This window comes from Actinophytocola sp. NPDC049390 (assembly GCF_044466355.1).
In the GTDB taxonomy this organism is placed as follows: Bacteria; Actinomycetota; Actinomycetes; order Mycobacteriales; family Pseudonocardiaceae; genus Actinophytocola.
Genome location: NZ_JBITMQ010000013.1, coordinates 17,233 through 41,622, shown reverse-complemented (window position 1 = coordinate 41,622; position 24,390 = coordinate 17,233). Strand labels below are relative to the sequence as shown.

At 73.0% G+C, this 24,390-nt stretch carries 28 protein-coding genes; 13 read left to right on the top strand and 15 right to left on the bottom strand.

What is annotated here, in order from left to right; genetic code table 11:
• Window positions 1-56 precede the first annotated feature (56 nt).
• The 4 genes from ACIBVP_RS31655 to ACIBVP_RS31640 are packed head-to-tail and all read left to right on the top strand — an operon-like array spanning window position 57 to window position 5,003.
• Window positions 57-1,298 (top strand): hypothetical protein, encoded by a 1,242-nt coding sequence (locus ACIBVP_RS31655; RefSeq protein ID WP_396110062.1) that lies wholly within the window; start codon window positions 57-59, stop codon window positions 1,296-1,298.
• Window positions 1,295-2,206, top strand: coding sequence for a hypothetical protein (locus ACIBVP_RS31650; protein WP_396110061.1), 912 nt, complete (start codon window positions 1,295-1,297; stop codon window positions 2,204-2,206). The genes ACIBVP_RS31655 and ACIBVP_RS31650 overlap by 4 nt, the downstream gene beginning before the upstream one ends.
• The gene (locus ACIBVP_RS31645) at window positions 2,203-3,777 is read left to right on the top strand and encodes a hypothetical protein (RefSeq protein WP_396110060.1); all 1,575 of its coding nucleotides are present in this window, start codon (window positions 2,203-2,205) and stop codon (window positions 3,775-3,777) included. The genes ACIBVP_RS31650 and ACIBVP_RS31645 overlap by 4 nt, the downstream gene beginning before the upstream one ends.
• Complete coding sequence (locus tag ACIBVP_RS31640; RefSeq protein WP_396110059.1) at window positions 3,774-5,003, top strand: CHAT domain-containing protein; 1,230 nt, start codon at window positions 3,774-3,776, stop codon at window positions 5,001-5,003. The genes ACIBVP_RS31645 and ACIBVP_RS31640 overlap by 4 nt, the downstream gene beginning before the upstream one ends.
• Window positions 5,004-5,010: 7 nt before the next feature.
• Here the strand turns inward: ACIBVP_RS31640 and ACIBVP_RS31635 are convergent, their stop codons facing one another.
• Both ACIBVP_RS31635 and ACIBVP_RS31630 read right to left on the bottom strand, forming a co-directional pair.
• Window positions 5,011-6,111 carry a winged helix DNA-binding domain-containing protein gene (locus tag ACIBVP_RS31635; RefSeq protein WP_396110058.1) on the bottom strand — a complete coding sequence of 367 codons (1,101 nt, stop codon included), beginning with the start codon at window positions 6,109-6,111 and terminating at the stop codon, window positions 5,011-5,013.
• Entirely contained in the window at window positions 6,111-6,680 is a 570-nt protein-coding gene (locus tag ACIBVP_RS31630) for a DinB family protein (protein WP_396110057.1), read from the bottom strand. The genes ACIBVP_RS31635 and ACIBVP_RS31630 overlap by 1 nt, the downstream gene beginning before the upstream one ends.
• 62 nt (window positions 6,681-6,742) lie before the next feature.
• Here ACIBVP_RS31630 and ACIBVP_RS31625 point away from each other — a divergent pair, with 62 nt between their 5' ends.
• The gene (locus tag ACIBVP_RS31625) at window positions 6,743-7,696 is read left to right on the top strand and encodes a helix-turn-helix transcriptional regulator (protein WP_396110056.1); all 954 of its coding nucleotides are present in this window, start codon (window positions 6,743-6,745) and stop codon (window positions 7,694-7,696) included.
• Here ACIBVP_RS31625 and ACIBVP_RS31620 read toward each other — a convergent pair.
• A complete protein-coding gene (locus ACIBVP_RS31620; protein ID WP_396110055.1) occupies window positions 7,680-8,561 on the bottom strand; it encodes an alpha/beta fold hydrolase in 882 nt (293 codons plus the stop codon). The two genes, ACIBVP_RS31625 and ACIBVP_RS31620, sit on opposite strands and share 17 nt — an antisense overlap.
• Before the next feature lie 85 nt (window positions 8,562-8,646).
• Between ACIBVP_RS31620 and ACIBVP_RS31615 the strand changes: the two genes are divergently transcribed.
• Entirely contained in the window at window positions 8,647-9,123 is a 477-nt protein-coding gene (locus ACIBVP_RS31615; RefSeq protein WP_396110054.1) for a CGNR zinc finger domain-containing protein, read from the top strand.
• Window positions 9,124-9,209: 86 nt separating this feature from the next.
• On the opposite strand, the gene ACIBVP_RS31610 is transcribed toward ACIBVP_RS31615, so the two are convergent.
• Complete coding sequence (locus ACIBVP_RS31610) at window positions 9,210-10,097, bottom strand: LysR family transcriptional regulator (protein WP_396110053.1); 888 nt, start codon at window positions 10,095-10,097, stop codon at window positions 9,210-9,212.
• 72 nt (window positions 10,098-10,169) lie between these two features.
• On the opposite strand from ACIBVP_RS31610, the gene dapA reads away from it, so the two are divergent.
• Window positions 10,170-11,066 carry a 4-hydroxy-tetrahydrodipicolinate synthase gene (dapA, locus tag ACIBVP_RS31605; RefSeq protein ID WP_396110052.1) on the top strand — a complete coding sequence of 299 codons (897 nt, stop codon included), beginning with the start codon at window positions 10,170-10,172 and terminating at the stop codon, window positions 11,064-11,066.
• A gap of 2 nt (window positions 11,067-11,068) precedes the next feature.
• On the opposite strand, the gene ACIBVP_RS31600 is transcribed toward dapA, so the two are convergent.
• Entirely contained in the window at window positions 11,069-11,866 is a 798-nt protein-coding gene (locus ACIBVP_RS31600; RefSeq protein WP_396110051.1) for a three-helix bundle dimerization domain-containing protein, read from the bottom strand.
• Between the two features lie 155 nt (window positions 11,867-12,021).
• Between ACIBVP_RS31600 and ACIBVP_RS31595 the strand changes: the two genes are divergently transcribed.
• The 4 genes from ACIBVP_RS31595 to ACIBVP_RS31580 all read left to right on the top strand — a co-directional run bounded on the left by ACIBVP_RS31595 (window position 12,022) and on the right by ACIBVP_RS31580 (window position 15,522).
• Window positions 12,022-12,897, top strand: coding sequence for a sigma-70 family RNA polymerase sigma factor (locus tag ACIBVP_RS31595; protein WP_396110050.1), 876 nt, complete (start codon window positions 12,022-12,024; stop codon window positions 12,895-12,897).
• 62 nt (window positions 12,898-12,959) lie between these two features.
• A complete protein-coding gene (locus ACIBVP_RS31590) occupies window positions 12,960-13,874 on the top strand; it encodes a GNAT family N-acetyltransferase (protein WP_396110049.1) in 915 nt (304 codons plus the stop codon).
• A 101-nt stretch (window positions 13,875-13,975) separates the two neighbouring features.
• A complete protein-coding gene (locus ACIBVP_RS31585; RefSeq protein WP_396110048.1) occupies window positions 13,976-14,329 on the top strand; it encodes a YciI family protein in 354 nt (117 codons plus the stop codon).
• A complete protein-coding gene (locus ACIBVP_RS31580; protein ID WP_396110047.1) occupies window positions 14,329-15,522 on the top strand; it encodes an RNA polymerase sigma factor in 1,194 nt (397 codons plus the stop codon). The genes ACIBVP_RS31585 and ACIBVP_RS31580 overlap by 1 nt, the downstream gene beginning before the upstream one ends.
• 20 nt (window positions 15,523-15,542) lie before the next feature.
• On the opposite strand, the gene ACIBVP_RS31575 is transcribed toward ACIBVP_RS31580, so the two are convergent.
• A complete protein-coding gene (locus ACIBVP_RS31575; RefSeq protein ID WP_396110046.1) occupies window positions 15,543-16,919 on the bottom strand; it encodes a diguanylate cyclase in 1,377 nt (458 codons plus the stop codon).
• Window positions 16,920-17,207: 288 nt separating this feature from the next.
• Here ACIBVP_RS31575 and ACIBVP_RS31570 point away from each other — a divergent pair, with 288 nt between their 5' ends.
• Window positions 17,208-17,357: a hypothetical protein gene (locus ACIBVP_RS31570; protein ID WP_396110045.1), complete on the top strand. Its 150-nt coding sequence runs from the start codon at window positions 17,208-17,210 to the stop codon at window positions 17,355-17,357.
• On the opposite strand, the gene ACIBVP_RS31565 is transcribed toward ACIBVP_RS31570, so the two are convergent.
• From ACIBVP_RS31565 to ACIBVP_RS31530, 8 genes are all read right to left on the bottom strand, one after another.
• Complete coding sequence (locus ACIBVP_RS31565) at window positions 17,354-18,607, bottom strand: MFS transporter (RefSeq protein WP_396110043.1); 1,254 nt, start codon at window positions 18,605-18,607, stop codon at window positions 17,354-17,356. The genes ACIBVP_RS31570 and ACIBVP_RS31565 overlap by 4 nt on opposite strands.
• A gap of 170 nt (window positions 18,608-18,777) precedes the next feature.
• Entirely contained in the window at window positions 18,778-19,575 is a 798-nt protein-coding gene (locus ACIBVP_RS31560) for a hypothetical protein (protein ID WP_396110042.1), read from the bottom strand.
• The gene (locus tag ACIBVP_RS31555; RefSeq protein WP_396110041.1) at window positions 19,572-19,973 is read right to left on the bottom strand and encodes a hypothetical protein; all 402 of its coding nucleotides are present in this window, start codon (window positions 19,971-19,973) and stop codon (window positions 19,572-19,574) included. The genes ACIBVP_RS31560 and ACIBVP_RS31555 overlap by 4 nt, the downstream gene beginning before the upstream one ends.
• 204 nt (window positions 19,974-20,177) lie before the next feature.
• Window positions 20,178-20,924 (bottom strand): glycosyltransferase family 2 protein, encoded by a 747-nt coding sequence (locus ACIBVP_RS31550; protein ID WP_396110039.1) that lies wholly within the window; start codon window positions 20,922-20,924, stop codon window positions 20,178-20,180.
• Window positions 20,925-20,945: 21 nt separating this feature from the next.
• Window positions 20,946-21,731 carry a class I SAM-dependent methyltransferase gene (locus ACIBVP_RS31545; protein WP_396110038.1) on the bottom strand — a complete coding sequence of 262 codons (786 nt, stop codon included), beginning with the start codon at window positions 21,729-21,731 and terminating at the stop codon, window positions 20,946-20,948.
• 35 nt (window positions 21,732-21,766) lie between these two features.
• Complete coding sequence (locus ACIBVP_RS31540) at window positions 21,767-22,645, bottom strand: hypothetical protein (RefSeq protein WP_396110037.1); 879 nt, start codon at window positions 22,643-22,645, stop codon at window positions 21,767-21,769.
• Window positions 22,646-22,652: 7 nt separating this feature from the next.
• A complete protein-coding gene (locus ACIBVP_RS31535; RefSeq protein WP_396110036.1) occupies window positions 22,653-22,994 on the bottom strand; it encodes a hypothetical protein in 342 nt (113 codons plus the stop codon).
• 49 nt (window positions 22,995-23,043) lie between these two features.
• Window positions 23,044-23,559, bottom strand: coding sequence for a hypothetical protein (locus ACIBVP_RS31530; protein WP_396110035.1), 516 nt, complete (start codon window positions 23,557-23,559; stop codon window positions 23,044-23,046).
• 92 nt (window positions 23,560-23,651) lie between these two features.
• On the opposite strand from ACIBVP_RS31530, the gene ACIBVP_RS31525 reads away from it, so the two are divergent.
• On the top strand, window positions 23,652-24,095 hold the full coding sequence (locus ACIBVP_RS31525; protein ID WP_396110034.1) for a hypothetical protein: 444 nt from the start codon (window positions 23,652-23,654) through the stop codon (window positions 24,093-24,095).
• Between the two features lie 20 nt (window positions 24,096-24,115).
• Here ACIBVP_RS31525 and ACIBVP_RS31520 read toward each other — a convergent pair whose 3' ends face one another.
• On the bottom strand, window positions 24,116-24,367 hold the full coding sequence (locus tag ACIBVP_RS31520; RefSeq protein WP_396110033.1) for a Prokaryotic metallothionein: 252 nt from the start codon (window positions 24,365-24,367) through the stop codon (window positions 24,116-24,118).
• Window positions 24,368-24,390: the final 23 nt, after the last annotated feature.

Here is a 24,390-nt window from a genome sequence, read left to right as displayed (position 1 = left end):
GGGGTGAGCCTCACGGCCGCACAGGCATACCGATCACAGGTTCTATGCTCGGAGCCGTGACCGTCAGCAGCGCAGATCCCGGCGTCACGCTGCCGCGTGGCATGGTGATCGCGCGGGCGTGGGCGGACCTCGGGGACGCCGTGGCGCCGCTGTCCAACGCCTCCGGCCACCCGCTCGCCCGCACGGTCAAGCTCCTCCTCGACCCGCTGGTCCTGCGTCCCGTGCTGAACCCGCACCTCGCGAGTGGCGCGGTCGCGGCGGAGCACGCCGACGAGCTGCGCGCCGCGATCGTCGCGGCCGGTCCCGCGCTGGCCGCGACCGCAGCCTGGTTCCAGCTGCTGAAGAAGGCACGCAGGAAGGCGGGCATCACCGACGGCCACCCGCAGGACCTGTACTTCCAGCACTGCTACGAACTGGCGCACCGGTACGGCCACCCGGAGTCCACACCGGACGCGGCGCGCGTCGCGAGCGGCTCGATCGCGGACCTCCACGCGCCAGCGGACCGGCTGACCGTCGCCGAGCTGCGCCGGTTCGTCACCGACCCCGCCAACCGCGCCGAGCTGACCCGGCTGCTGCGGGCCGTGTGGTCCGTGCCGCGGGAGCAGGAGCACGTGCCCGCCGACGCCGGGGTCACCGGCTTCCTCGCCACCTGCGCCACCGACCCGGACCCGCGGCTGTTCTCCTCGCTCGTGGCCCGCGCGGCGGGCACCGGCGGAGCGGGTGAGCTGGCACAACCCGGTGTCGCCAGGAGCTACGGCCTGACCGACCGTTCCCGGATCACGCCGCCGGAACTCGGGGACAGCGCGTCGAAGCGGCAGCTGCCCAGGCCGCTGGACCGGTCGGTGTTCGAGCGCCTGTTCGCCGCGTTCCGGCAGGTGGCGGCCGACGACGCGGACACGGTGGTGCGTGCGGAGATCCACCGCACCGCGCAGCCGTGGCAGCTGGCCGACGAGGCGAGCCGCGTCGTCATGGTGCTCGGCCGGGAGGCCAGTGCGGGACTGTCGGGCGAGCAGGCCACCGGCGCGGGCGGACGGCTGCGGTCGCGGTGGGCGCGGGAGGCGTACGTGCGGCGGGTGCTGCGGATGCCGTCGGCCGTGCCCGGCGACCTGCTGGCCGACGTGCACGGCGTCCGCGGCGCTTACCTGCGCAGGCTGTGGGTGCGGCTGCACGGCCGGGAGCTGCGGCGGGAACCGCTCGCGGCGGTGGAGCTGTGGTCGCTGCTCGACGGCGTGCTGCGCTCGGTGATCATGGACCAGCGGGACCGGCTGCGGTCCGCGCTCGAACGGGCGGTGCGATGACCACACCGCTCCCCCACCCCGAACGGACCGCGCCGCTGGAGGCGCGGGGCGCGACCCTGTACTGGGACGTGCTCACCGGCGCGGATCCGGTCACCGAGGTCCACGACGACGCGCTCGCCGCCGACTGGCTGTGGGACGTGCCCGCCGCGGCCCGGGAGCTGGCGTACCTGACCTGGGCGAAGGCGTGGTGGCCGACGTCGGTGGTCGCCGGGGTGCCGCCGCTCGACCCGGCGCTGCTGGCCGCCGAGCTGGCCGTCGCGGCCGCGGCCGTGGACCACCTGCTCGACGACGAGGACGCGGTCGAACGCGCGGTCGCCGACGCCGCGGCCGCCGTGCACCCGCTGGCCGCGCTCGCGACCGACCCCGTGCTCGGGGACGCCGCCTCGACGCTGGCGGCGCGGCTCGCGGACCTTGCCGAGGACCACGGGATCACGTTGCCGGACCCGGTGCCGGCCGAGCGGGAGCGGACCGGGTTCGCGCTGGCGGCCGGTGGCACGGCCGGTGCGGAGGTCGTCGTGCTGCGCGGGGCGAGCCCGGTCGACTGGGCGCTGGTGCCGCAGGGCACCGTGGACGCGGCCGCCGACGCCACCTGGTCCGTCGTGCGGCGCGACGGTGGGCTGGTGCTCGCGGTGTCCGTGCCGACGCTCCGGCCGGTGCCGCTCGCCGCCCGGTTCGGCGAGATCGAGGCGCCGCTGCACGACGGCACCGGCCAGGTCACCGTGCCGCCGTCCGTGCTCCTCCTGCCCGCCGCGCAACGGACCCTGACCGTGTACGCACCCGGTTTCGCCGAGCCCGAGCCCGAGACCGACCCGGACGCCGCCGCCCGCCGCGCGGCACTCGTCGCCATGGCCAGGGCCCGGCTCGACGCGCCGGACGCGACGCTCACCGAACGAGCGGCGGCACGGTGACCGACGACCACATCGACGACCACATCGACGACCCCGATCTCGTCGGCCTGCGCGGCCGGACGCGGTACGGCCCGCGGTGGCGTCCGGTCGGCCAGCGGATGAACGACGCGGCCCGTGCGTTCTACGCCGGGGACATCGCCGGGGCGGAGGCGATCCTCGACGAGGTCCTTCAGGCGACCGACGACAACGACGACAACGACGGCGGCGACGGCGAGGCGCTCGACCTGCGGGCGCGGGCGCTGGCCAACCGTGCGCAGATGGCAGGCGCACGCGGCGACCTCACCGCCGCGCTGCGGTACGACGAGGAATGCCTCGTCCTCTGCGCGGAGGTGGCGCGGGGCGACGATCGGTTCGGCGTCTCCGACATCCGGTCCAGCGTGCTGATCAACCAGGCGCAGACGCTGCAGTCGCTCGGCAGGTCCGAGGAGGCGCTGCGCGTGCTGGACGAGGTGGCCGCCGCGGGGGCGGCCGCCGACGCCAACGCGAGCCTGCTGTCGTTCCTGCTGCACCACACACGAGCCGCCGCGCTGGTCGTGCTCGCGCGGTACGCCGAGGCGGAGACCGAGGCCAGGCTGGCGCTGGACGTCGCCATGGCGTCCGAGCCGCGGCTCGCCGCGGAGGCCTACGCCACCCTCGGGACGATCGCCGCGCGCACCGGTGACGACGGCAGCGCGACCGAACACCTTGCCGTGGCCCGTGACCTGCACGGGCTCACCGGTACCGCGTTCGACCGCGCCGACGACGAACGGCAGCTGGGCAGGCTCGCCGCCGGCGCGGGCAGGCTCGACGAGGCCGAGGAGCGGCTCGCGCGTGCGCAGGCGGAGTACGAGCGGGCGGGCCGGGCGGTCGAGGTCGCCGAGTGCCGGATGAGCCGGTCCGTCGTCGCGATGCGGCAGCTGCGTTTCCCCGACGCCGTGGACCACGTGACGGCGGCGCTCGACACGCTGCGGGAGACGGGCGCGGTCCAGTCGTTGATCGAGTGCCACCTGGTCCACGCCCAGCTCACGTTCGTCATGACGGGCAACATGGCCGACACCGAGGAGGCGTTCCTGCGCGGCCGTGAGCTGGCGGTCGCCGGACGGGTCTGGCACGAGGTCGCACGCATCGACTACAACCGCGCCCAGCTCAGCGTCGACGCGGCGGAGCTGACCGAAACCGGGACCCGCGCGGACATGCACCAGCGGGTGCTCCAGCTCGCGGTGATGGCGGCGCTCGCGGCCGACGGGTTCCGGCACCGCTACTCCCCCGGCCCGATCCGCGAGCGGTGGGCGCGGTTCGTCGCGGTGCCCGCGCGGTCGCTCGCGTTGCGCGTCGCCGCCGCGCTCGGTCTCGGCGAGCTGGTGTTCCTGCTCGTCGAGTACTTCTCGGCCGGGACTTCACTCCAGGCGGGTACGCCGGACGAGCTTGACCTGCAACGGTATCCGGCGCCGGACCTGGACTCCCGGCTCGCGCCGCCGCCGCGCCTTCTGCTCCTCCCCGGCGACGAGACGGTGCTCGACGTGCTCGTCGCCCAGGTGGAGCAGGAGTACCACCTGGTGCTGCGGTCGGCGGAAGTGGTGCGTGCCTGGTGACCGCGCCGGATGTCCTCAGTGGACTCGACGGGTCGGTCCGGCCGACGGTGCAGCTCAAGTTCGTCGACGGCGACCACCTGTTCGCGGCGTGGCGGTGGGAGCACGCGCCGGGTGAACCCCGGGTGGACGTGATCGACCGCGGCACGGTGCCGTTGGCGGACCTGGCGGCCGCGCTGCCGTCGCCGCTGCCCGGCGAGACCGTGCCCGCGGCGGTCGCCCGTGCACTCGCCGGGCCCCTGCTGGACCGGCCGGGGGAACAGCGGCTCGCGGAGACGATCGCCCGGCACGTGTTCCCGCCGTTCTTCGGCGACGAGGTGAACTCGTTGCTGCTGCGGGGAATCCGGCCGCACGTGCGCATCCAGCCGTCGCCGTCGATCGCGCAGGTGCCGTGGGAGGCGTTGCGGTTGTCGGAGGGCGAGCGGCTCGTGCACGCCGTCGACGTGTCGCTGTTGCCGCCCGCGACCGTCCGCAACGCACCCGGCCGGGTGGTGTCACCGTGGCGGCCGGACGGCACGGTCGCGGGCGTGCTCGACCCACGCGTGCCGGGCTTCGACGACGACTCCGCGCTGGGCTCGGTACTGGGCCCGGTACCGCCTGCCCTGGCCGCGATGGCCGCACGGCTCGGCGAACGCCTTGTGCCGGGCGGGTTCCGCCGCGCGGACGTCGACCGCGACGTGCTCGAACCGCTGCTGGCGGAGGCGGGCCGCTTCCTGTACGTCGGGCACGTGACCACGTCGGCGCACGGCCTGGACGCGCGGCTGCACCTGTCCTGTGGCACAGGCACCTCCGGCCGTGCCGACCCGGTCGGCGCGCACCGCCCGCTGACCGCGGCGGACATCGCGCTCGGCCACCGCCCGGACGCGCCCCGGCCGTGGCGCCTGCCGAACCGCGTGGCGCTGGTGGCGTGCGAGAGCGGCGGGGACGCGCGGTTCGCCGAGCCGTCCGGTCTCGTGGCCGCGATGGTCCACTGTGGAGCGGAGTACGTGACGTCGACGCGGTGGACGCTGCCGACCGACGCCGTGCTGCCGAAACCGGCGTTCGCGTCGGCGGTCGCCGCGGTGGACGAGGCGCAGGAGTCGGCGGACCCGGTCACCGGACTCGGTGCGTGGCAACGCGCGCAGGCCGACCGCTGGGACACCGACGGCGACCCGGCCGCCTCCCCGATCCTGTGGGCGGCCTTCTCGACGGCGTACGCACCCGAGGCGCAGCTCCACCGCGGCCCGTGACGTCCTTTCACCGAGGCGGTTCGGCGAACCTGACCTCGTCGTTCTCCTTGTCGGACAAGAAAAGCGCCAGCGCCGTTCCCTCCGCGGTCGTCTCGGCGCGTTCGGCGCGGGTGAACCGCCGGAGCGGGGCGACGACCACCGCACCCTCCTCGACCGTCCACGTCGCCGCGACCCGGCCGTCGACCAGGACGACGCGGGCGCCCGCGACCGACAGGAGACGGTGCTCGCCGTCGATGATCCGGCCGCGGTCGTCGTAGCCGAGGACCGCGTTGTCGAACGCGGGCAGGAACCGCACCGGCGCCGGGGTGTCCGGGTCGGGGCGGGGCGCGCCGGGCAGGTCCAGCAGTTCACGGCCGCGTTCGTCGCGGAAGGACACCAGCTCGTCCCGGATCGCGGCCACCGCAGCGGGGAGGCCCGCCAGGCCGGACCACGCACGGATGTCGGCCACCGCCGCCGGGCCGTACGCGGCCAGGTAGCGCCGCACCAGTGCCACGCCGACCGGGTCCGTGCCGTCGGGCGCGGGCGTGTCGGGTTCGCGGCCCAGCCACGACGACACCGCCAGGTTCCGCACGCCGCCCTTCGCCCGCCACAGACCGCGCGGCGGCAGTTGCACCATCGGGATCAACGCGGCAACCAGCATCTCCCCCAGCGCCCGCGTGTCCGCCGCGGGCCAGCGGCCGGCGACCGCCCTCGCGAGGTCGGGCATCGAGCGCGGTTCGCCGTCGGCCAGCACCGCGCGGCCGGCTGCCGCGAGCTCGTCGAGGTCCACCCCGTCGAGCTCGCGGCGGTAGGTCCCCAGCACCTTCTGGCGCAGCATCGGGTCGTGGCGGGACCGCCACGCCAGCACGTCGTCCGCGGTCAGCAGGTGCACGGTGCGGCGCATGAGGTGGGTCCGCACCACGGCCCGCCCGGTCAGCAGGTCCGACAACGACGCCGGGTCGAACGCGTGCAGCCGCGACCACAGGCCGGTGAACGGTTCCTGCGGTTCCTGCGCCTGCAGCCCGCACAGGTGCGCGACGGCGTCGCGCACCGGCAGGTCGGCGCGGTCGAGCAGCAGCTGTCTGGCCAGCGCCGCGCGGTTCAGCGCCCGGGTGCGCAGGACGGTCATCAGCTCGCCGTCCTGCCGTCGATGGACTCGCGGAGGATGTCGGCGTGGCCCGCGTGCTGGCACGTCTCGGCGATCACGTGGGTCAACGCCCGCCGCACACTGAGCCGCTCGCCCGGCGTGTGCCAGGGCGCCGACGGCAGCGGGTGGGTCGCGGACAGGTCGGCGAGGGTGGCGACGACCTCCTCGGTGCGCGCCGCGACCTGCGCGTAACGGGCGAGGATCGTGGCCATCGTGTCGCCCGGCAGCATCCGGAAGTCGTTCTGGTGGTCGATCGCCCACCGCGGGTACTCCCGCGCGGTCCCGGCCGCGAAGTCCTCCCACGTGACACCCTCTGGCAGCGAGTAGTCCATCGCGGTCGGGCCGTCGACGGCGAACCGCAGCCAGGTCTCCTCCATCGCCGCGACGTGCTTGACCAGCCCGCCGAGGCACAGCGCGCTGGCCGTCGGGCGCAGGCCGAGCTGCTCGTCGGTCAGGTCGGTGAGGGTGCCGGTCAACGCCGCCCGCGCGGTCGCCAGTTCGGCCAGCAGGTCGGTGCGTTCGGCGTCGAGGGTGACGGTGTCGTTGCTCATGGGACAAGACTCGCAGGGGTAGCGGTCAGGATGTGGCCGCTACTGGCCGCCATACTGAATTCGTGCCGAAAACGTCCGCGCGGCTGCTGTCGCTGCTCTCGCTGCTCCAGGCACGCCGGGACTGGCCGGGTGCGCTGCTGGCCGAGCGCCTGGCGGTGAGCCCGCGCACGGTGCGCCGCGACGTCGACCGCCTGCGGGAGCTGGGTTATCCGATCGTGGCGGTCAAGGGCCCCGACGGCGGCTACCGGCTGGACGCGGGCACGCAGCTGCCGCCGCTGCTGTTCGACGACGAGCAGGCCGTCGCCCTCGCCGTCGCGCTCCGGCTCGCCACGACCTCCGGCGCGGGCATCGGCGAGGCGGCGGCACGCGCACTGAACACCGTCCGCCAGGTCATGCCCGCGCGGCTGCGGCACCGGATCGACACCCTGCGGGTCACGGCCGTCGAGCGGGGCACCGCCCCGCGGGTCGACAGCGCCGTGCTCATGGCGCTGTCCGCCGCGGTCCACGCCCACGAGGTGCTGCGGTTCGACTACTCGTCGGGGACGCAGCCCCGGCGGGTCGAACCGCACCACCTCGTCACGTGGGGCGGCCGCTGGTACCTCGTGGCGTGGGACCTCGACCGCGACGACTGGCGCACCTTCCGCGCCGACCGGATCACGCCACGCATCCCGACCGGGCCCCGCTTCACCCCTCGGGAGCTGCCGGGCGGGAACGTGTCCGACTTCGTCCGGTCGAGGTTCCGCGGCACCGGGGACTGGCCGTGCCGGGGCGAGGTGGTGCTGCACCTCCCGGCGGCCACGGTCCAGCCGTACGCGGGCGACGGCGTGGTCGAGGCTCTGGGGCCCAACCGGTGCAGGCTGCTGTCGGGCTCGTGGTCGTGGGCCGGACTGGCCGCGTCGCTGGGGCGCTTCGACGCCGACCTCGAGGTGGTCGGCCCGGCCGAGCTCAGGGACGCCTTCGCCGCGCTGGCCCGCCGCTACGCCGCCGCGGCGGGGAGCGTCACGCCGCCGCCCTGACCGCGAGCCTGCGGTCGAGGAAGTCCCCGATCAGCGCGGCGACCTCGGTGAGCGCCGTCTCCAGCAGGAAGTGGCCGCCGTCGAGCAGGTGGATCTCCGGGTCGTGGGCGTCCTGCGCGAACGCCTCCGCACCGGCGGGAACGAAGATCTCGTCGCCCCGGCCCCACACGGCGAGCACCGGCACCCGGCTCTCGCGGAGGTGGTCGTGCAGCCGCGGGTACAGCGGCGAGTTGGTGGCGTAGTCGCGGAACAGGGCCACCTGGATCTCGTCGTTGCCGGGACGGGACAGCAGCGCGTGGTCGTGGTGCCAGGTGTCGGGGCTGACCACGGACTCGTCCGGCACCCCGTGCACGTACTGCCAGCGGGTGGCCTCCAGCGAGAGCGCACCGCGGACGCCCGCCTCGGTCACCGGGTTCCAGTCCTGCCAGAAGGCGCGGATCGGACGCCAGAACTCCTCGTCGAACCCGGCGTCGTAGCCGTTGCCGCTCTGGCTGACGATCGCGGTGACGGCAGCCGGGTCGCGCAGCGCGAGCCGCCAGCCGATGGGTGCGCCGTAGTCCTGGACGTAGACGGCGTACCGGGTGACACCGAGGTGGGCGAGCAGCCCTTCGGTGAGGTCGGTGAGCGCGTCGAAGGTGTAGGTGAACTCGGCGGCGGACGGCGCGTCGGAGAACCCGAAGCCGAGGTGGTCCGGGGCGATCACGTGGTAGCGGTCGGCGAGCAGCGGGATCAGGTCGCGGAACATGTGGGAGCTGGTCGGAAACCCGTGCAGCAGAAGGAAAACCGGCGCGTCGGCGGGACCGGCCTCGCGGTAGAAGAGCGTGTGGCCGTCGACGGTGGCGTAGCGGTGGTGAACGGTGCCCATGTCACCTAACTCCTTTGAGTTGTTTTACTGGTTAGAAACACAAGCACACGATGGTATAACCTGTCAAGGAAAGTTTGGAGGTTAGATGACCGACGAGGCGTTCCTGCTCGACCTGCTCAACAGCACCCCCGTCGTCGACGGCACCCAGCGGGACGTGCTGGACGCCGACTGGCTGCGCGCCCACGGCGGCACGGGCGCGACGGCGGAGCTGAAGGCCACCCGCGAGGCACGCGACGTCCTGCAGGCACTCGTCCGCGGCGAGACCGGCGTCGCCGCACTGACCCCACTGCTCGACGACGTGCGCAGGCGCCCGGCGATCACCGCGGACGGTGTCGAGTGGACGGTCGACGTGACCGAGCCGCGACGGCCCGCCGTCCGAGCGGTACTGGCGTGGGACGCACTACGCAGGCACAGCCCCGGACGACTCCGCCCGTGCGCGAACACGGAGTGCAGGCTGTTCCTGATCGACCACAGCAAGCCGAACAAGGCACGCTGGTGCTCCATGGCAACATGCGGCAACCGCATGAAAGCCCGCCGCCACTACGAACGCACCCGCAACTAACCCCGGCTCTGGTCGTGCGATCGTGGCGGCGGCCTGGTCAGGCCCGTCCGGCGAGGACACCACCCACAGCGACCAAAGACCCCGCACTACCGCAGCTCACCGAGCACAGCCCGGATCGCCGGACTGGCATCAGCACTACGCCGCCAAGCCGCGTGCACGGCACGTTTCGGCTGCCGCCGCAAGGGCCGGACGACCAAGCCGTCCTTCAACGGCGGCCGGGCCAGACGCGGAATCAGCGCGATCACCTCACCGGAAGCGACGAGCGACAACTGCGTGGCGAAGTCGTCGACCAGGTGCCGCACATCAGGATTCTCGCGAACATCGGCCACCAACCGCCGAAACCACTGATGGCACACGGTGCCCGGCGGGCTGGTAACCCACGCCTGCCCGCCGAGGTCGGCACCGGTGAGCGGCCGGTCCAGCAGGGCGAGCGGATGCGTGCGGGCCATGACGACGTCGCCGACATCGGTGTGCACGTGGCACTGCGACAGCGACGGCGGCAGCGGCGCGGGCAGCCCGTCGGCGTCGTGCACGAGCGCGAGGTCGGCCGTGCCCGACTCGACGCTGTGGAGCGCCTGGTCGGGGTCCTGTTCGGTGATCCGCAGCCCCAGGTCCGGGCAGCGCGCCGACAGCCGGGGTAGGGCGGGTGCGAGCAGCCCGCGCACGGCGGTCGAGAACGCGACCACCCGGAGCGTGCCGCGCGGCGCGCCCTCCGACACCGACTGCGCCGCCTCCGCGCAGCGTTCGAGCGCCTGGAACACCTCGGGCGCCGAGTCGACGATGGCCTGGCCGGCCGGGGTGAGCACGACCCCGCGACCGGCCTGTGCGAGCACCGGCACGCCGACCTGGCGTTCCAGCCGTTTGATCTGCTGCGACACCGCGGACGCCGTGAACCCCAGCTCGTCGGCCGCGCGGGCCAGCGTGCCGAGCGCGGCCACGGACCGCAGCGCCCGCAGGGCACCGACATCGATCATGAAGCAATGCTAAGCGATATTGCCAAGAAAGCATCGCTGGACCACGGCATTCCGCACCGGCAGGCTGGCACCATGACCACCCCTGACCTGCTCTTCGGGACCAACCTCGTCGCGATGGTGAGCCCGATGGAGGCCGACGGCACGATCAGCGCCTCCGGCCTCACGAGCCTCGTCGACCACCTGCTGACCATGGGCTGCGACGGCATCGTCGTCGCGGGCACCACCGGGGAGGCGCCCACCCTCACCGAGGCCGAGACGGACCGGCTCGTCCGCGGCGTCGTGGCCCAGGTGCACGGCAAGGCGCGGGTGATCGCGGGCGTCGGCACCTACGACACCCGCGGCAGCGTGCACCGGGCCCGTGTCGCGGAGGCGGCGGGCGCGGACGCGCTGCTGCTCGTCTGCCCGTACTACTCGAAGCCGACCCAGGCCGGGATCGTCGCCCACTGCCTCGCGGTGGCCGAGGCGACGAACCTGCCGGTGATGCTCTACGACATCCCCGGCCGCACGGGTGTGGCGATGGACGCGGCCACGCTCACCGAACTGGCGGCACATCCGCGGATCCGGGCGGTCAAGGACGCCAAGGGTGACCTGTTCGAGGCGATGTCGGTCATGGCCGCCACGTCGCTGGCCTACTACTGCGGGATCGACGAGCTGAACCTGCCCTACCTCGCCTCGGGTGCCACCGGGCTGGTCAGCGTCGTGGGCAACGTGGTCGCCGACCGCAACGCGGACCTGATCGGCGCGGTCCGCCGCGGCGACCTCGGCACGGCGCGGGCGTTGCAGACGTCGCTGCTCCCGCTCACGGCGGCGATCATGCGGACGTCGCAGGGCGCGATCATGGCCAAGGCGGCACTGGCCGAGCTCGGGGTGATCCCGCACGCGACCGTGCGGCTCCCGCTGCTCGAGTCCGCACCCGAGCACCTCGCCCGGCTGGCGGCCGTGCTGCCCGCGCTCGCCGTGCCCGCCTGAGGTCAGGACGCGCGGGCCAGGGACGCGCGGAGGTACTCCTCGGTGCGCCGCACGGCCGCCGCGCGTTCCGCCTCGTTCGCCACCAGCGCCCGCACCACGGGGTCGTCGGCGGTGCGCCTGCGCCGCAGCTCGGCCATGCGCTCCGCGAACGTCATCGACGTGCCGTCGGGCCCGGTCGTCATGTCGCAGTACCACAGCGCGTCCCGCACGGCGGTCCGCTCGTCGTCGAACGCGGCGAGTGGGTCGGCCAGCCCGACGAGGTCGGCCACCGCCGCCGCACCCGCGTGGTGGGCGACGAGCGAGCACACCCGGTAGGGCACGCCGTGCCGCGCGAGGTAGCGGGCGCCGTCCAGCTGGTGCATGCCGGTGTCGTGCACGGGCGCCGCGTACCCGATGTCGTGCAGCCACGCCGACGCGACGAGCAGCTCCTGGTCCTCCGGAGAGAACGCGGGCGCGATCTGTTCGGCCCGCCTGGCGACCCCGCGGGAGTGCGCCCACCTGCGGGGCAGTTCGCCGGCGAGCAGCCGGCGTGCGGTCAACCAGGCCCAGGCGGGCAGGGACAGCCCTGCCTGCAGGGTGCCGTCGGCCGCGCTGCCGATCCTGGCCCGCACCTCCCGCTCGACGAGGATCGGCACGAAGGCCTGGACGCGGGCGTGCCGGTAACCCGACCACGCGTGCGACACCCACTCGTGCAGGACGCTCGCGGGCACCTCCGCCCGCTCCCGTCCGAGCCGCTCCTCGAGCCGGGCGATGCGCGGGTCCGGCGGCGAGGTCAGCACGTCGAGAGTTGGCATCGTCATCCCTCCGGCTCGTCCCACGCGGGTCCACAGCATGCCTCACGACCGGGCCACCCGCACGACGCCGGGCTGGATGACAGACTGCGGCCCCTGTTACCTCCGGCCCGCCCCACCCGTCACCACGGTGACGGCGCACAAGTTCGAGGAGGGTGACGACCATGACCGGACCGGGTCCGCACGACGTCGTGGCGACCGCGTTCGAGCAGCAGCGGGGCAGGCTCGTGGCGATCGCCTACCGGATGACGGGCTCGCGGGCGGACGCCGAGGACGCGGTGCAGGAGGCGTGGCTGCGGCTGGCCCGCCAGGACACGACCGCGATCGAGAACCTGACCGCCTGGCTCACCACGGTCGTCGGCCGGATCTGCGTCGACATGCTGCGGTCGCGCAACACCCGCCACGAGGTGCCCTACGAGGAGCGGCTGCCGGAGATCCTCGTGACCGAGGACGGCGAGCCGGAGGAGGACTCGCTGCTCGCCGAGTCGGTCGGGCTGGCGCTGCTCGTGGTGCTCGACACGCTCCGCCCGGCGGAGCGGCTGGCGTTCGTGCTGCACGACATGTTCGGGGTGCCGTTCGACGAGATCGCCGCGATCGTCGGCAAGTCGCCGGACGCGACCAAGATGCTCGCCAGCCGGGCACGCAGGAAGGTCCGCGACACCCACCGCACCGGTGACGGGCCGCGGCGGCAGCGCGCGGTGGTCGACGCCTTCCTCGACGCGGCGCGGAACGGCGACTTCCAGGGGTTGCTGGAGGTGCTCGACCCGGACGTGACGTGGCGAGCCCACACCGGCCGCGGTGTGGTGGTCCGGCTGGGCGCGACCACGGTGGCCGCCCTGGTGCAGCGCGGTGCGCGGGCCGCGGTGACCGCGCGCCCGGCGCTGGTCAACGGCGAGCCCGGGGTCGTGGGCTGGCTCGCGAACGGCACGCCGCTGGCCGTGATGGCGTGCACCGTGTCGAACGGCCGGATCGTCGACATCCTGTCCGTCACCGACCCGGTTCGGCTCGCGGCGATGAGCCTGCCCGCGTTCCCCGGCTGACCGGCGGCGCCGCCGGCGCAAAATCCCGCGACAGTGCGGGCGGGACCGGCCATGCTCGTCCGGTGCACGACGTGATCATGCGGCCCATCACCGGGCGCGACGAGCTGGCGCTGTTCAACCGGATGCCCTACGTCCTCAACGACGAGGTGGCCGACGACCTCGCCGAGGGCAGACGCCGGCCGGAGTGGCTGTGGGTGGCCCTCGACGGCGACCGGCTGCTGGCGCGGCTCGCGTGGTGGGGCCGTCCCGGCGAGGACGTCCCGTTCCTGCTGGACATCCTCGACATCGCGGACGATGTGGAGGTCGGCGCGCGGCTGCTGCGGACCGCGGCCGCCGAGGTGGTCCCGGCCGGCACCCGGCAGCCCGCGTACCTGCGCACCGTCCCGGCCGACTGGCGCGACACGGCCAGGCACGACGTCGAGAACCGTATGGCGGTCGCGGAGAACACCGGCGCCCACCTGTTCGTCGAACGGCTGCGGTTCGAGTGGCACCCGGGCACACCCCTGCGCGAGCCGAGTACCCGCCTGGCGTTCCGCCCGGTCCGCGACACCGACGAGATCCTCGACCTGATGACCCGTGTCCTCGACGGCACGCTCGACGCGCACAGCAGGGACGACCTCACCCGCATGCCCGCCCGCGACGCGGCGGTCCAGCACTACGAGGACGAGCTCGTCCACTACCGCAGCCCCCGCGACTGGTGGCGCGTGGCGACGCTCCCCGACGGCGAGCCGGTCGGCTTCGTCACCCCGGCCCGCAACGACTACAACCCGATCATCGGCTATATCGCCGTACTGCCGGAGCACCGCGGCAACGGTTACATCGACGACATCCTCGCCGAGGGCACCCGCGTCCTCGCCGCCCAGGACGTGCCCCGGATCCGGGCGGCCACCGATCTCGGCAACACGCCCATGGCGGCCGCCTTCCACCGCGCCGGGTACGTCAACGTCGAACGCACGATCACCATGACGTGGCACTGAGCGATCTCCGCGCTCCCCGGAAACTCCGTGTGCCGTCGTGTCGAATGACGGGGCGCCCGTTCGTAGCCAGGATGAGAGACCCCGTCCTGAGGAGCGACACCATGAAGCAGTACCTGCTCGCCGTCCAGCTCGACGAGAGCACGCCGGAGACCGACGAGGAGCGGACGGCGCAGATGGCCCGCACCAGCCAGGTCACCGACGAGATGAAGGCGGCCGGTTCGTGGGTGTTCGTCGGCGGTCTGCTGCCGTCGCACGCCTCCACGGTCGTCCGGCCGGCGGGCGTCACGACCACGATGACCGACGGCCCGTTCGCCGAGACGAAGGAACAGCTCGGCGGGTTCTGGGTGATCCAGGTCGACGATCTCGACCAGGCGCTCGCGTGGGCCGAGAAGTGCGCCCTGGCCTGTGGGCAGGCGATCGAGGTGCGCCCGTTCGACGACGGTTCGGGGCGCTGATGGATCTGGACGGCGTCTACCGGGCGGAGTACGGCCGGTGCGTGGCCACGCTGACGCGGATGCTCGGTGACATCGGGCTCGCCGAGGAGGCCGTGCAGGACGCGTTCGCGGTGGCCGTCCAGAAGTGGGCCGAGGAGCTGCCCGCGAACCCCGGCGCGTGGATCGTCACCACCGCCCGCCGCCGGGCGATCGACCGCCTGCGCCGGGAGTCCACCCGGGAGGCCCGCCACGCGCAGGCGCTGCTGCTGCACCAACCCGACGAGCCCGCGGAGGTGGGACCGGTGCGCGACGACCAGCTACGCATGATCTTCACCTGCTGCCACCCGGCGCTGTCACCGCTGGCGCGGACCGCGCTCACCCTGCGCCTGCTCGGCGGGCTGGACGTGGCGGAGATCGCCCGGGCCTACCTCGTGCCGGAGGCGACGGTGTCGCAGCGGATCGTCCGCGCGAAGAAGAAGATCCGCGACGCGGGCATCCCGTACCGGGTGCCGGAACCGGCGGAGCTCCCCGACCGGCTGGCATCGGTGCTCACCGTGCTCTACCTGGTCTTCAACGAGGGCTACACGTCCACGTCCGGGGAGCTGGTGCGGACGGACCTGTGCCTGGAGGCCATCCGCCTGGCGCGGGCGCTCGCCGACCTGATGCCCGACGAGCCCGAGGTGACCGGGCTGCTGGCGCTGCTCCTGCTCACCGAGGCCCGGCGCCCGGCGCGGGTGGGTCCCGCGGGTGAGCTGGTGGTGCTCGCCGAGCAGGACCGGTCGCGGTGGAACCGTGAGCTGATCGCCGAGGGGCACGAGCTGGTGCGCCGGTGCCTGCGCCGCGCCCGCCCGGGGCCCTACCAGCTGCAGGCCGCGATCAACGCCGTGCACACGGACGGCCCCGCCACCGACTGGACGCAGGTGCTGGCGCTCTACGACCAGCTGCTGGCGCACAACCCGACGCCCATCGTGGCGCTCAACCGCGCGGTCGCCGTCGCCGAGGTGCACGGACCCGCGCTGGCGCTGGCCATCGTGGACGAGCTGGACCTGCCGGGCTACCACCTGCTGCCCGCGACCCGCGCGGACCTGCTCGCCCGCCTCGGCCGCACGGCGGAGGCCGTCGCCGCCTACGACGAGGCGGTCGCCCTGGCCACCAACGACACCGAACGCGCCTTCCTGGCGTCGCGGCGGGCAGGCCTGGCCGACGACACGTGACCGGAACGAACCCCGCGCCCCTAGACGGGGCGGGTGGGTACGGGGATCTCGGCCGGGCCGGCGCCCAGCGTCGAGCAGACCCGGTTGCGGCCGCTGTTCTTCGCCCGGTACATCAGCTGGTCGGCGCGGTTGATCAGGTCGAGGAGGCTGTCCGGGCCGGTGGCGTCGCCGGGACCCATCACGGCGCCGATGGAGACCGTCATCCGGACCTCGCGGATCTCCGTCTCGTCGGTGACCGGGTCCTTCACCGTGTAGACGACCTCCGTGACGCTGACGCGGTGACGGATGCGTTCGGCCACCTCGCACAGCTGCGCGTGCGTCACCCTGGGCACGAGAACCACGAACTCCTCGCCGCCCCACCGCGCGGCCAGGTCGGTGTCCTCGCGGATCTCGTCCTTGATGGCCTGCGCGAGGTGCACGAGCGCCAGGTCGCCGACGTGGTGGCCGTGCGTGTCGTTGATCTTCTTGAAGTGGTCGAGGTCCAGCAGCAGGCAGCCGACCTGGTCACCGCCGCGGAAGCTCTCCCGGTCCACGATCGACCCGGCGATCTCGACGAACGCGGGCCGCGTGTAGAGGCCCGTGGACGGGTCGAAGGGCCGCTCACGTTTCCACCGGTGGTACAGCGAGGTCTGCTGCAGGACGGCGATGATGACGAAGATCGCCAGCAGCAGCGGGTAGTACCCGAACTCGATGAACATCGCCGCGGCGATCGCGAGGCTGGTCGCGGCGCCCTCGGAGCCCTGCTCGCCGAGCTGGCTGAAGGCGTCGGAGAAGGTCATCTCCGGCTTCATCAGGCCGGCGACCGTGATCACGAGCAGGTAGTTGACCAGCCAGCGCACGATCGTGGCGGCCGCGACGACCAGCCAGGCGACCGGGTCGCTCGACGGGAAACCGGGGAAGGCGTCGACGCCGACGGCGAGGACCAGCGCGCCGACCTGGGACGCGAGCACCACGGTCGCGCACGAGTAGACCCACCGGTGCGGGTTCTTGTCCTCGCGGTGGATGCGCAGGTAGCCGTAGGTGTGCGTGGCGATGATGACCGCGGTGGCGAGCAGCGGCGGGAGCAGCAGCAGCGCCGCGACGTTCCAGACCGTCTTCAGATCGTGATACGGTCCACGACCCGCTTCCATCGCCCGGAGACGTTCGATGCCACGTGCCATCTCGAGGTACAGCACACCGGTCACGACGAGGATCGCCGCGACTTTCCAGTACTCGGCACGCAGCGGGACCATCCAGGCGGTGCCCACTACGCTGCTGATGGTCAGCGCGTGAACGACCAGCACCATCGCCAGAACACGGCCGGGCAGCGTCCACAGACGCCAGCTCGCGATCCAGCGCACCGGGAACGTGGCGGCCCGGGCGCCTCGGCGCCACCCCACTGCCGCCGCATCCCCCATGATCGCCTCCCACGATTTCCGTCTCTTGAGCGTAGTCAATCACTCACAAGTGGTCACGTGGCCACAACAAGAAGAGTCTCGACCTGGCCTTATTCACCCGTATGGCTCAATATAAGGGTGTCGCGGAACGTTCCAGCGGGACGCAAGTACCTGCTGTCACATTCTGTTACCGAAATGTCGTGTGTCGCCGGACCGCCCCCTTCCCCGGCGACGACGTGTGACGGGTCCTGGCCCGCGTCCGCGTTGAACACGTGTCCCCAGGAGGACACGGAGAGGTGTGATCCCCCCATGCGTGACAACCACTGGCGTGACAACCACTGGCGTGACAACCACTGGCGCGGCTTCCAGGACGCTCGCGACAACCACTGGAGGGACAACCACTGGCGCGGCTTCCACGACGCGCGTGACAACCACTGGCGCGACAACCACTGGCGCTAGCGCTCGTCCGCCGGTTCATCCGACGCTGACGGCGGCGGTGAGGACGACACCCGTCCCCACGCCCTCGCCACCACCACCGCGACCACGAGCCCGACGAGCGCGGTCAACGCGATCACGCGTGCCGGGTCCAGGAACTGGGCCAGCACACCGGTCAGCAGGACACCGAGGCCCTGCGCACCGCGCATCGACGCGTGCGCGAGGCCGAGCAGCTGCGCCTTCTGGTGGTTCGGTGTCGCCTTGACGTACTCGACGGCGGTCGTCGTGTCGTGTGCGGAGAAGAACCCGACGAGGGTCCACAGCACCAGCGAGATCGCGACGCCCGGCACGAAGAACATGGGCACCAACGTCGCGCAGGTGATCACCGCGAGCCACCCGAGCCACCGCGCCCGGGTGGCGTCGTCGGGCACGGCCCGCGCGAGCACGATGTTCCCGATGATCGTCCCGACCGGGTTGGCCGCGAGCAACAGCCCGACGACGATGGGCCCGGCGCCGAGCTGGTCGGCGTACGGGACGACGAGCCCTTCCGGCGCCACGTAGAACCCGGCGAGGCACGCCAGCGCGAGCAGCGCCTGGTGCTTCGGGCTGTCGCGCAGCAACCGGAAGCCCGCGCCGATGGTCGACCAGGTGCGGGCCGGTTTGCCGTCCGGGGCGGCCGCGGGCGGGCGGCGGGTGACGAAGATCCACAGCAGGAGCGCGGAGACGAGGAACGTGCCCGCGTCGATCAGCAGCGCGCCCGAGGTCCCCGCGATCGTCACGACGATGGCCCCGAGCGGGAACCCGACGACGAGCGCGGTCTGGTAGGTCGTGGTCATCAGGGCCGTGCCCTGGGTGAACGCGGCGTCGGAGACGATCGTCTCGGTCAACGCGATGCGTGCCGCGGTGAAGGGCGCCGCCAGCAGCTGCACGGCGAACAGCAGCACGAGCAGCACCACGATCGGCGTGCCCGAGATCGCCATGACGGCGACCAGCGCGGCCCGGACCACGTCGGTGACGATCATGACCTCGCGGCGGGGGAAGCGGTCGGCCAGCCCCGCGAGCAGCGGCCCGCCGAGCAGGTCGGGCAGGAAGGTCAGCGCGTAGGTGGCCGCGGTCAGCGCGGGCGAGTTGGTGCGGTCGAAGACGAGCAGGCTCAGCGCGACGCGTGCGAACTGGTCCCCGAACGCGGACAGGGCCCAGGCCAGCCACAGCCCGGCGAACTCCCGGTTGGACAGCACCTCGAGAAAAGTCGCCCGCCCACCGACCCGGGTCACCGGCGTCACCTCCCCCTGCGCCTCCCCCAAGACGCGTCGACGTGTTCCCTCCACACACAGCTGAACGGCGATCCAGCCGGACGGGGGTCACAGGATGCCACATCCTGACCGCGATGTGTGAGGCTTCGTCGAACATTGACCGGTCCGTCACCGTCGACGTCCGACGTCCTTCACCGCCGGGACAGGACGCCCACCTCGCGCTCCAAGTCGGTGAGCCGCGTGTCCACCGCCACCCGCTGCCGCTCGGTGGTCGCGGCCTCGAAGTCCCGCAGTACCAGCACATACCGCTTCGCGACCGCCGAATCCGCGGGCCGGTCGAACCGCAACACCCGGTCGGCCAAGCGGTTCAGGCGGGCGTCCGCCCTGGCCCGCCGGTGCCGGGTGCGCGCCGCGTCGTCCCGCTCGTCCCACCGCACCGTCCGCACCACGGCCACGGCCGCCAGCACGAACACGGCGGCGAAGAGCGCGGTGGCGACCAGGACCAGCACGTCGCCAACGTCGGGCCCGGTGTCCGCCGGCGGCGGCGACCGGCGGGGCAGGGGCTCACCGGCGAACAGCGCGTCGAACGCACGCACGTACTCCTCGACGAGTCCGGTCCCGTCCCGCCCCGCGCGTTCGGCCTCGTACAACAGGTCGCCGTGGTGGTGGCGGGCGGCGGCACCAGCGCAGTCGTCCGCCACGCCGCCGTGCCGCAGCACGAGCGCGATCACGTCGGGCACCGCCTCGACGACGTCGCGGCAACGCGTGCCGGACCCGGTCGCGACGACCACGATCGGACGGTCACCAACGATCCGCCGCGTACGTTCGACCTCCAGCACCCCGTCCGCGCCGGACTCGACGTGGACCGACGTGTAGCGAAGCGGGTCGTCCTCGGGCGGCGACCCGTAGAACTCCACCGCGAAGAAGAACAGCACTCCGCTTGCCAGCAACCCGGCCACCCAGCCCGCGAAGCGCGGACGCTCCGTCATCGGGCCTCCTCCCCCCGGAGGGCCAACGCGAACCCTTCCTCGGCGACCGCGCGCACCTCGGCCATGGCCTCGGCGGTCGCGGCCTGGTCGAAGAGCGTCCGCGCGGTGGCATGCCGCTCCGCGATCCCGGGATCGACCGGCCCGTCCCGCTCGAGTTCGACCAGCCGGGCGCCCAGTTCCTCGATCAGCAGGAAGGTCCGCGCCCGCGACTCCCGCCACGCACCACGAGCGGCACGACGCCGCCCGTGGCGGCGCAGGTAGTGCACGAGCGACCAGCCCACGAAGGTCACGACCGCGGCCACCACCGCGGTGAGCGCCGCGGCCCCGGCGAGATCGAACGGCTCCGGCCGCGGGTGGCTGTAGACCGGACGGGCGAACTCCGCACCCCACATACGCATGCCGCGCAGCTTCCCACAGCGCTGCCGAACCTCCTCCGTTTCCGACTCCGCTGCGTAGCCGATCGGGTACCACCGCCGCCGATCTCGGGGGGCGCTGAAGCGCCACCGCCCCGGCGGACCGGTCGGTGGAGGGCATCGGCCACGCACTGCAGGATGGCCGTGTACCGCCGGCTGAGCCTGCCGGAAGCGGACCGGGTCGAGAAGCTACTGGCGGGTGGCTGACAGCTCCCGTTCGGCGGCGAGCCGCTGGGCGATCGCCCCGCGCACGTGCGGCAGGTCGCGGATCGCGATGTCCGCCGACCGCACGGTGTGCTGCCGTTCCCAGCGCCGGTACGTCGCGACGACCCGGTCCACCCAGATCCCGGCCCACCGCGAGGAGAACGCGGCCAGCAGGGCGGCGTCGGTGGACCGCGCCACGGCGGGCCAGCCGCCGTGCGCGACGAGGTGCGTCCGCCGGTAGGTGACGATCGAGGCGGGGAACGGGAAGTCGTCCGTACGCACGAAAGTCTCGGCGACGACCCCGGCCTCGACGCGTCCCGGCGGGTACACGTCGGGCTTCACCCACGTCGCGCCGTCCGGGTTCACCCACCGCATCCGCCCACACGACCACGCGGCGGACGGCTCGTCGGACAGCGGCTCGACGAGCGCGGCGAGCCCACCCGGCTCGTACAGGTCGTCGTGGTCCATCCCGGCCACGAGGTCGCCGCGAGCGCGGGCGACGGCCGTGTTGCGCGTGGCCGCACCGCCGATCTGCACACCGAGCGCGTCGTAGTGGATCCGGGGGTCGTCGGGCAGCGACGCCCGCACACCGGGCCGGTCCCCGTCCTCCTGGACGACCCACTCCCATTCCCAGCCGGGCGGGAGCGCCTGCCCTTCCAGCGACCGCCACAACTCCCCGATGTGCTCGGCGTTGTGCACCTGCGTGGGCGTGATGACCGAAACCAATGGCACGCCAACACCCTCTCATCCCGGTCAGCGCGGTGCGCGGTACCCGACCGCCCGGATGGTGAGCCACGTGTAGTCGACGAACGCCGGATCGGAGTACGCGCGGTAGGCGTGCGCGAACTCGTCGGCGCTCATGGCGCCCTCGGCCACCACGTCGTCCTCGACCAGCCGGTGCGTCGCGATCATCCACCGCGCGAACGCCGAACCGCCGCGTGCGGGGACGACGTGCCCTTCCGCGGTGCAGTCGACGAGCCCGGCCTCCTCGAGCGGCAACGGAAGCGTGCGCGCCCAGCGCGGGTCGGTGCCGACCGAACGGCCGAGGTGCCCGGCCATGGCCGCGAGTGCCCGCCCCACAACGGGATCGCCGGACAGCTCCGGCATCGGCGTGGCGGACTCGACCAGCAGGACCCCACCGGGTGCGAGCCAGGACGCCATCCGGCGCACCGCGACGTCCCGCCGCGCCACGTGCTCCAGCACCAGCCTGCTGTGGATCAGGTCGAACTCGCCCGGTGCGTCGTCGGCGGTGACGTCGTGGCGCAGCACCCGCACCCCGCTCGCGGCAAGGGGTTCGAGGAGCGCGGTGCTCATGTCGGTCGCGACGACGTTGGCCGGCCCGACCCGGTCGGCGAGGATCCGCGCCACCGACCCGGCTCCGGCGCCGACCTCGAGGCACCGCCACCCCGGCCGCACCCCCACGCGGTCGAACAGCTCCTGGCTCGCCCCGTCGAACACCTCCTGCAGGAGCGTCAACCGGTCGTGCTCGGTCGAGGAATCCGTGTCCACGTACGAGGTCCAGTTGAGCGTCTCCGACATGACGCGGCATCGTACGGGAGGAACAGCCCGGTGGATCAAGAGTCCTGTGGCTCTGGCGCGGCCACCTCGACCCGCACCGCACCCGAGTCCCGCAGCACGAGCACCGACGGCCGGTACGCCTGCGAGTAGCGGCCGGTGATCAGGAACCACGTGCCGTTCGAGTAGGTGAGCAGCGACATCCCCGAGTAGCGGTAGTGGACGTGCCCGGCCGGGTCGGTCACCGGCGTCGCCTGTACCTGGTCGCCGGGCAGGTCCAGGTACTCCTCACTGAAGACCGTGACCACCGGCAGCCCGGCGGGGTTGGCCTCGGTCACCCGCGCCGCCCGCCGCCCGAGGTCGTGGGCGTAGAGGGTGGCGGCCCAGAACAACGCGACGACGAGCACGGTGTAGAGCGCGATGGTCGTCGGCAAACCCAGCGCCACCGACCGTCCCGCGAAGAGGCTCGGCCCGAGCCGCAGCACGACCCCCACCCCCACGGCGAGCACGGCGGCCGCCGCGAGCGGCGGGATGCCGAACCCGCCCGCGACCCCGAGCGCGGCGAGCAGCCCGACGACCGACAGCACCGCACCGGCGGCGACCAGCGACTTCGTGAGGCGGTCGGCGGTGTTCCGCGTTCTGAGCAGCCACACGAGCACGCGGTCCAGCACGATCAGGACCAGCCCCGCGGCGACGAGGCGCAGGACGGCGCCGAACGTCACGTCGACGCTGCGCATCACGTAGTCCTGGACGGAGGGACTGAGCAGGTCCTGGTCGACGCCGAAGTAGCCGTAGTACGACCGGTTCCGCACCGATCCCACGTGGACCAGCAACGCGGTCACGACGGTGATGGGCGTCGCGGCGCCGAAAATCAGCTCGGGGCCCAGCACGCCGCCGAGCTTCTTCGTGGGCGTCGGCTCCTCACCCTGCTCCGTCATCGCCCGCTCAACCGGTCGCCTCACTACGGTCCAGCGACGGCGCGGTCGGCACGACGGACGGCTCGCTCGGCCGGCTGCTGGTGGGCGCGGGCTCGGTGCACGGCACACCCGGTATGCCACACACCTCGGTGTTCACCGACGACGACGATCGGGGCGGCGGGGACACCGTGGGGATCGACAGCGTCATGGCGCCCGACGTCGCCGGCGACGTCGTCGTCCCGGACGTCCCCGTCGTGGTGGGGGCAGGCCGCCCCCCACCTCCGCCCGACTTGTCACAACCGGCGAACAGCAACAGACCCATCGCGGCCACGCCGCAACCGGCGACCGCGACCGACGAGTACGTGCCCACGACTCCTCCACAACACGTCATATGGAAGGTCGTACGCCCACACGGACCATTACGGGCCCGCGCCCAATTCACCCGACGGGATTACCGTTGAGTTCCGCGCGATCAACTCCCCCGCGGCCGCGACGATCTCCCGGCGCCCGGCCTCGGGCAGGGCGCCGGGCTTCCAGAACAGGTCGTCCAACTGAGCGAGCACCGCCATCAACGGCGCCAAGGGCCGGGGATCGCGTAGTTCGTGCCGGATCATCCAGAGGCGTCGCGCGCCCGCCGCCGGCTCGATCCGCTCGTCGGCGATCAGCTCGCACCACCAGCGGACGAGCACCCACCGCGCGTCGTCGGGGTGCTCAGGCAACGTGGGCGCGAGGTCGAGTTCGTCGATGACGACCTCGAACAGGTCTCGGGCCTCGGGCTCCTCGGCGCGGGTGAGCCCGGCGAGCTGGCGGAGCGCGGGCGTGTCGACCCCGTCGAGCAGCGCGTCGAGGGCCAGCCGGATCAGCTCGTCCGAGCCGACCGGCGAGCCGCCGCGCACCTCGATCGCCGCCATGAGCAGCCGCTTCCGGTTGTCCACGACGCCAGGATGGCCGCGGCCCGCGGTCACATCAACACGTTTCCCGCCCCTACGATCAGACTCGGGTCCTGCCGACGTCGAGGAGGAATCCCATGCGCAACGAGGCCATGCAGCGGTTGGACGTCCTGACCGGGACGTGGCGGACGACGCTGGGCGACGCGTGGTTCCTGGAGCCGCCCGGCCGGGAGGTGCCGGGCACCGCGACGGCCGAGTGGCTCGGCGACGCGTTCGTGGTCCTGCGCTGGACGATGAACGACGACACCGGGAAGTCCGCGAGCGAGATGGTCCTCGTGCTCGGCCGCAGCGACGTGCGGGACGCCTACACGGCCCTCTACCACGACGAACGAGGGGTCTGCCGCGTCTTCGCGATGACGTTCGACGGCGCGGTGTGGACGCTGGTCCGCGAGGACACCGACATGTACCAGCGGTTCGTCGCCGACGTCGGCCCGGACCGGATCGCGGGCCGCTGGGAGGCGTCCGACGACCAGGGGGCGAGCTGGCGCAAGGACTACGACCTCATCTTCGACCGGTCATAGCCCGCCGCGCGGGGCGCGGGTCAGACACGGTCGCGCACCTGGTCCGCGCCGGACTCCCGCGCGCAGTGCGCGCAACAGAAGAACCGGTCCCCGGCCTGCACCCCGTGCCCGATGACCTTGCACTGGCAGTGCTCACACACCGGCGCGAGCTTGTGGATCGCGCACTCGAAGCTGTCGAAGACGTGCACGGCTCCCTGTGCCCGTACCTCGAAGGCCATGTCGTAGTCGTTGCCACACACCTCACAACGCGTGGCCGTGTCGGTCGTGTCCATGGCTGGTGCGTACCCGGCCACGG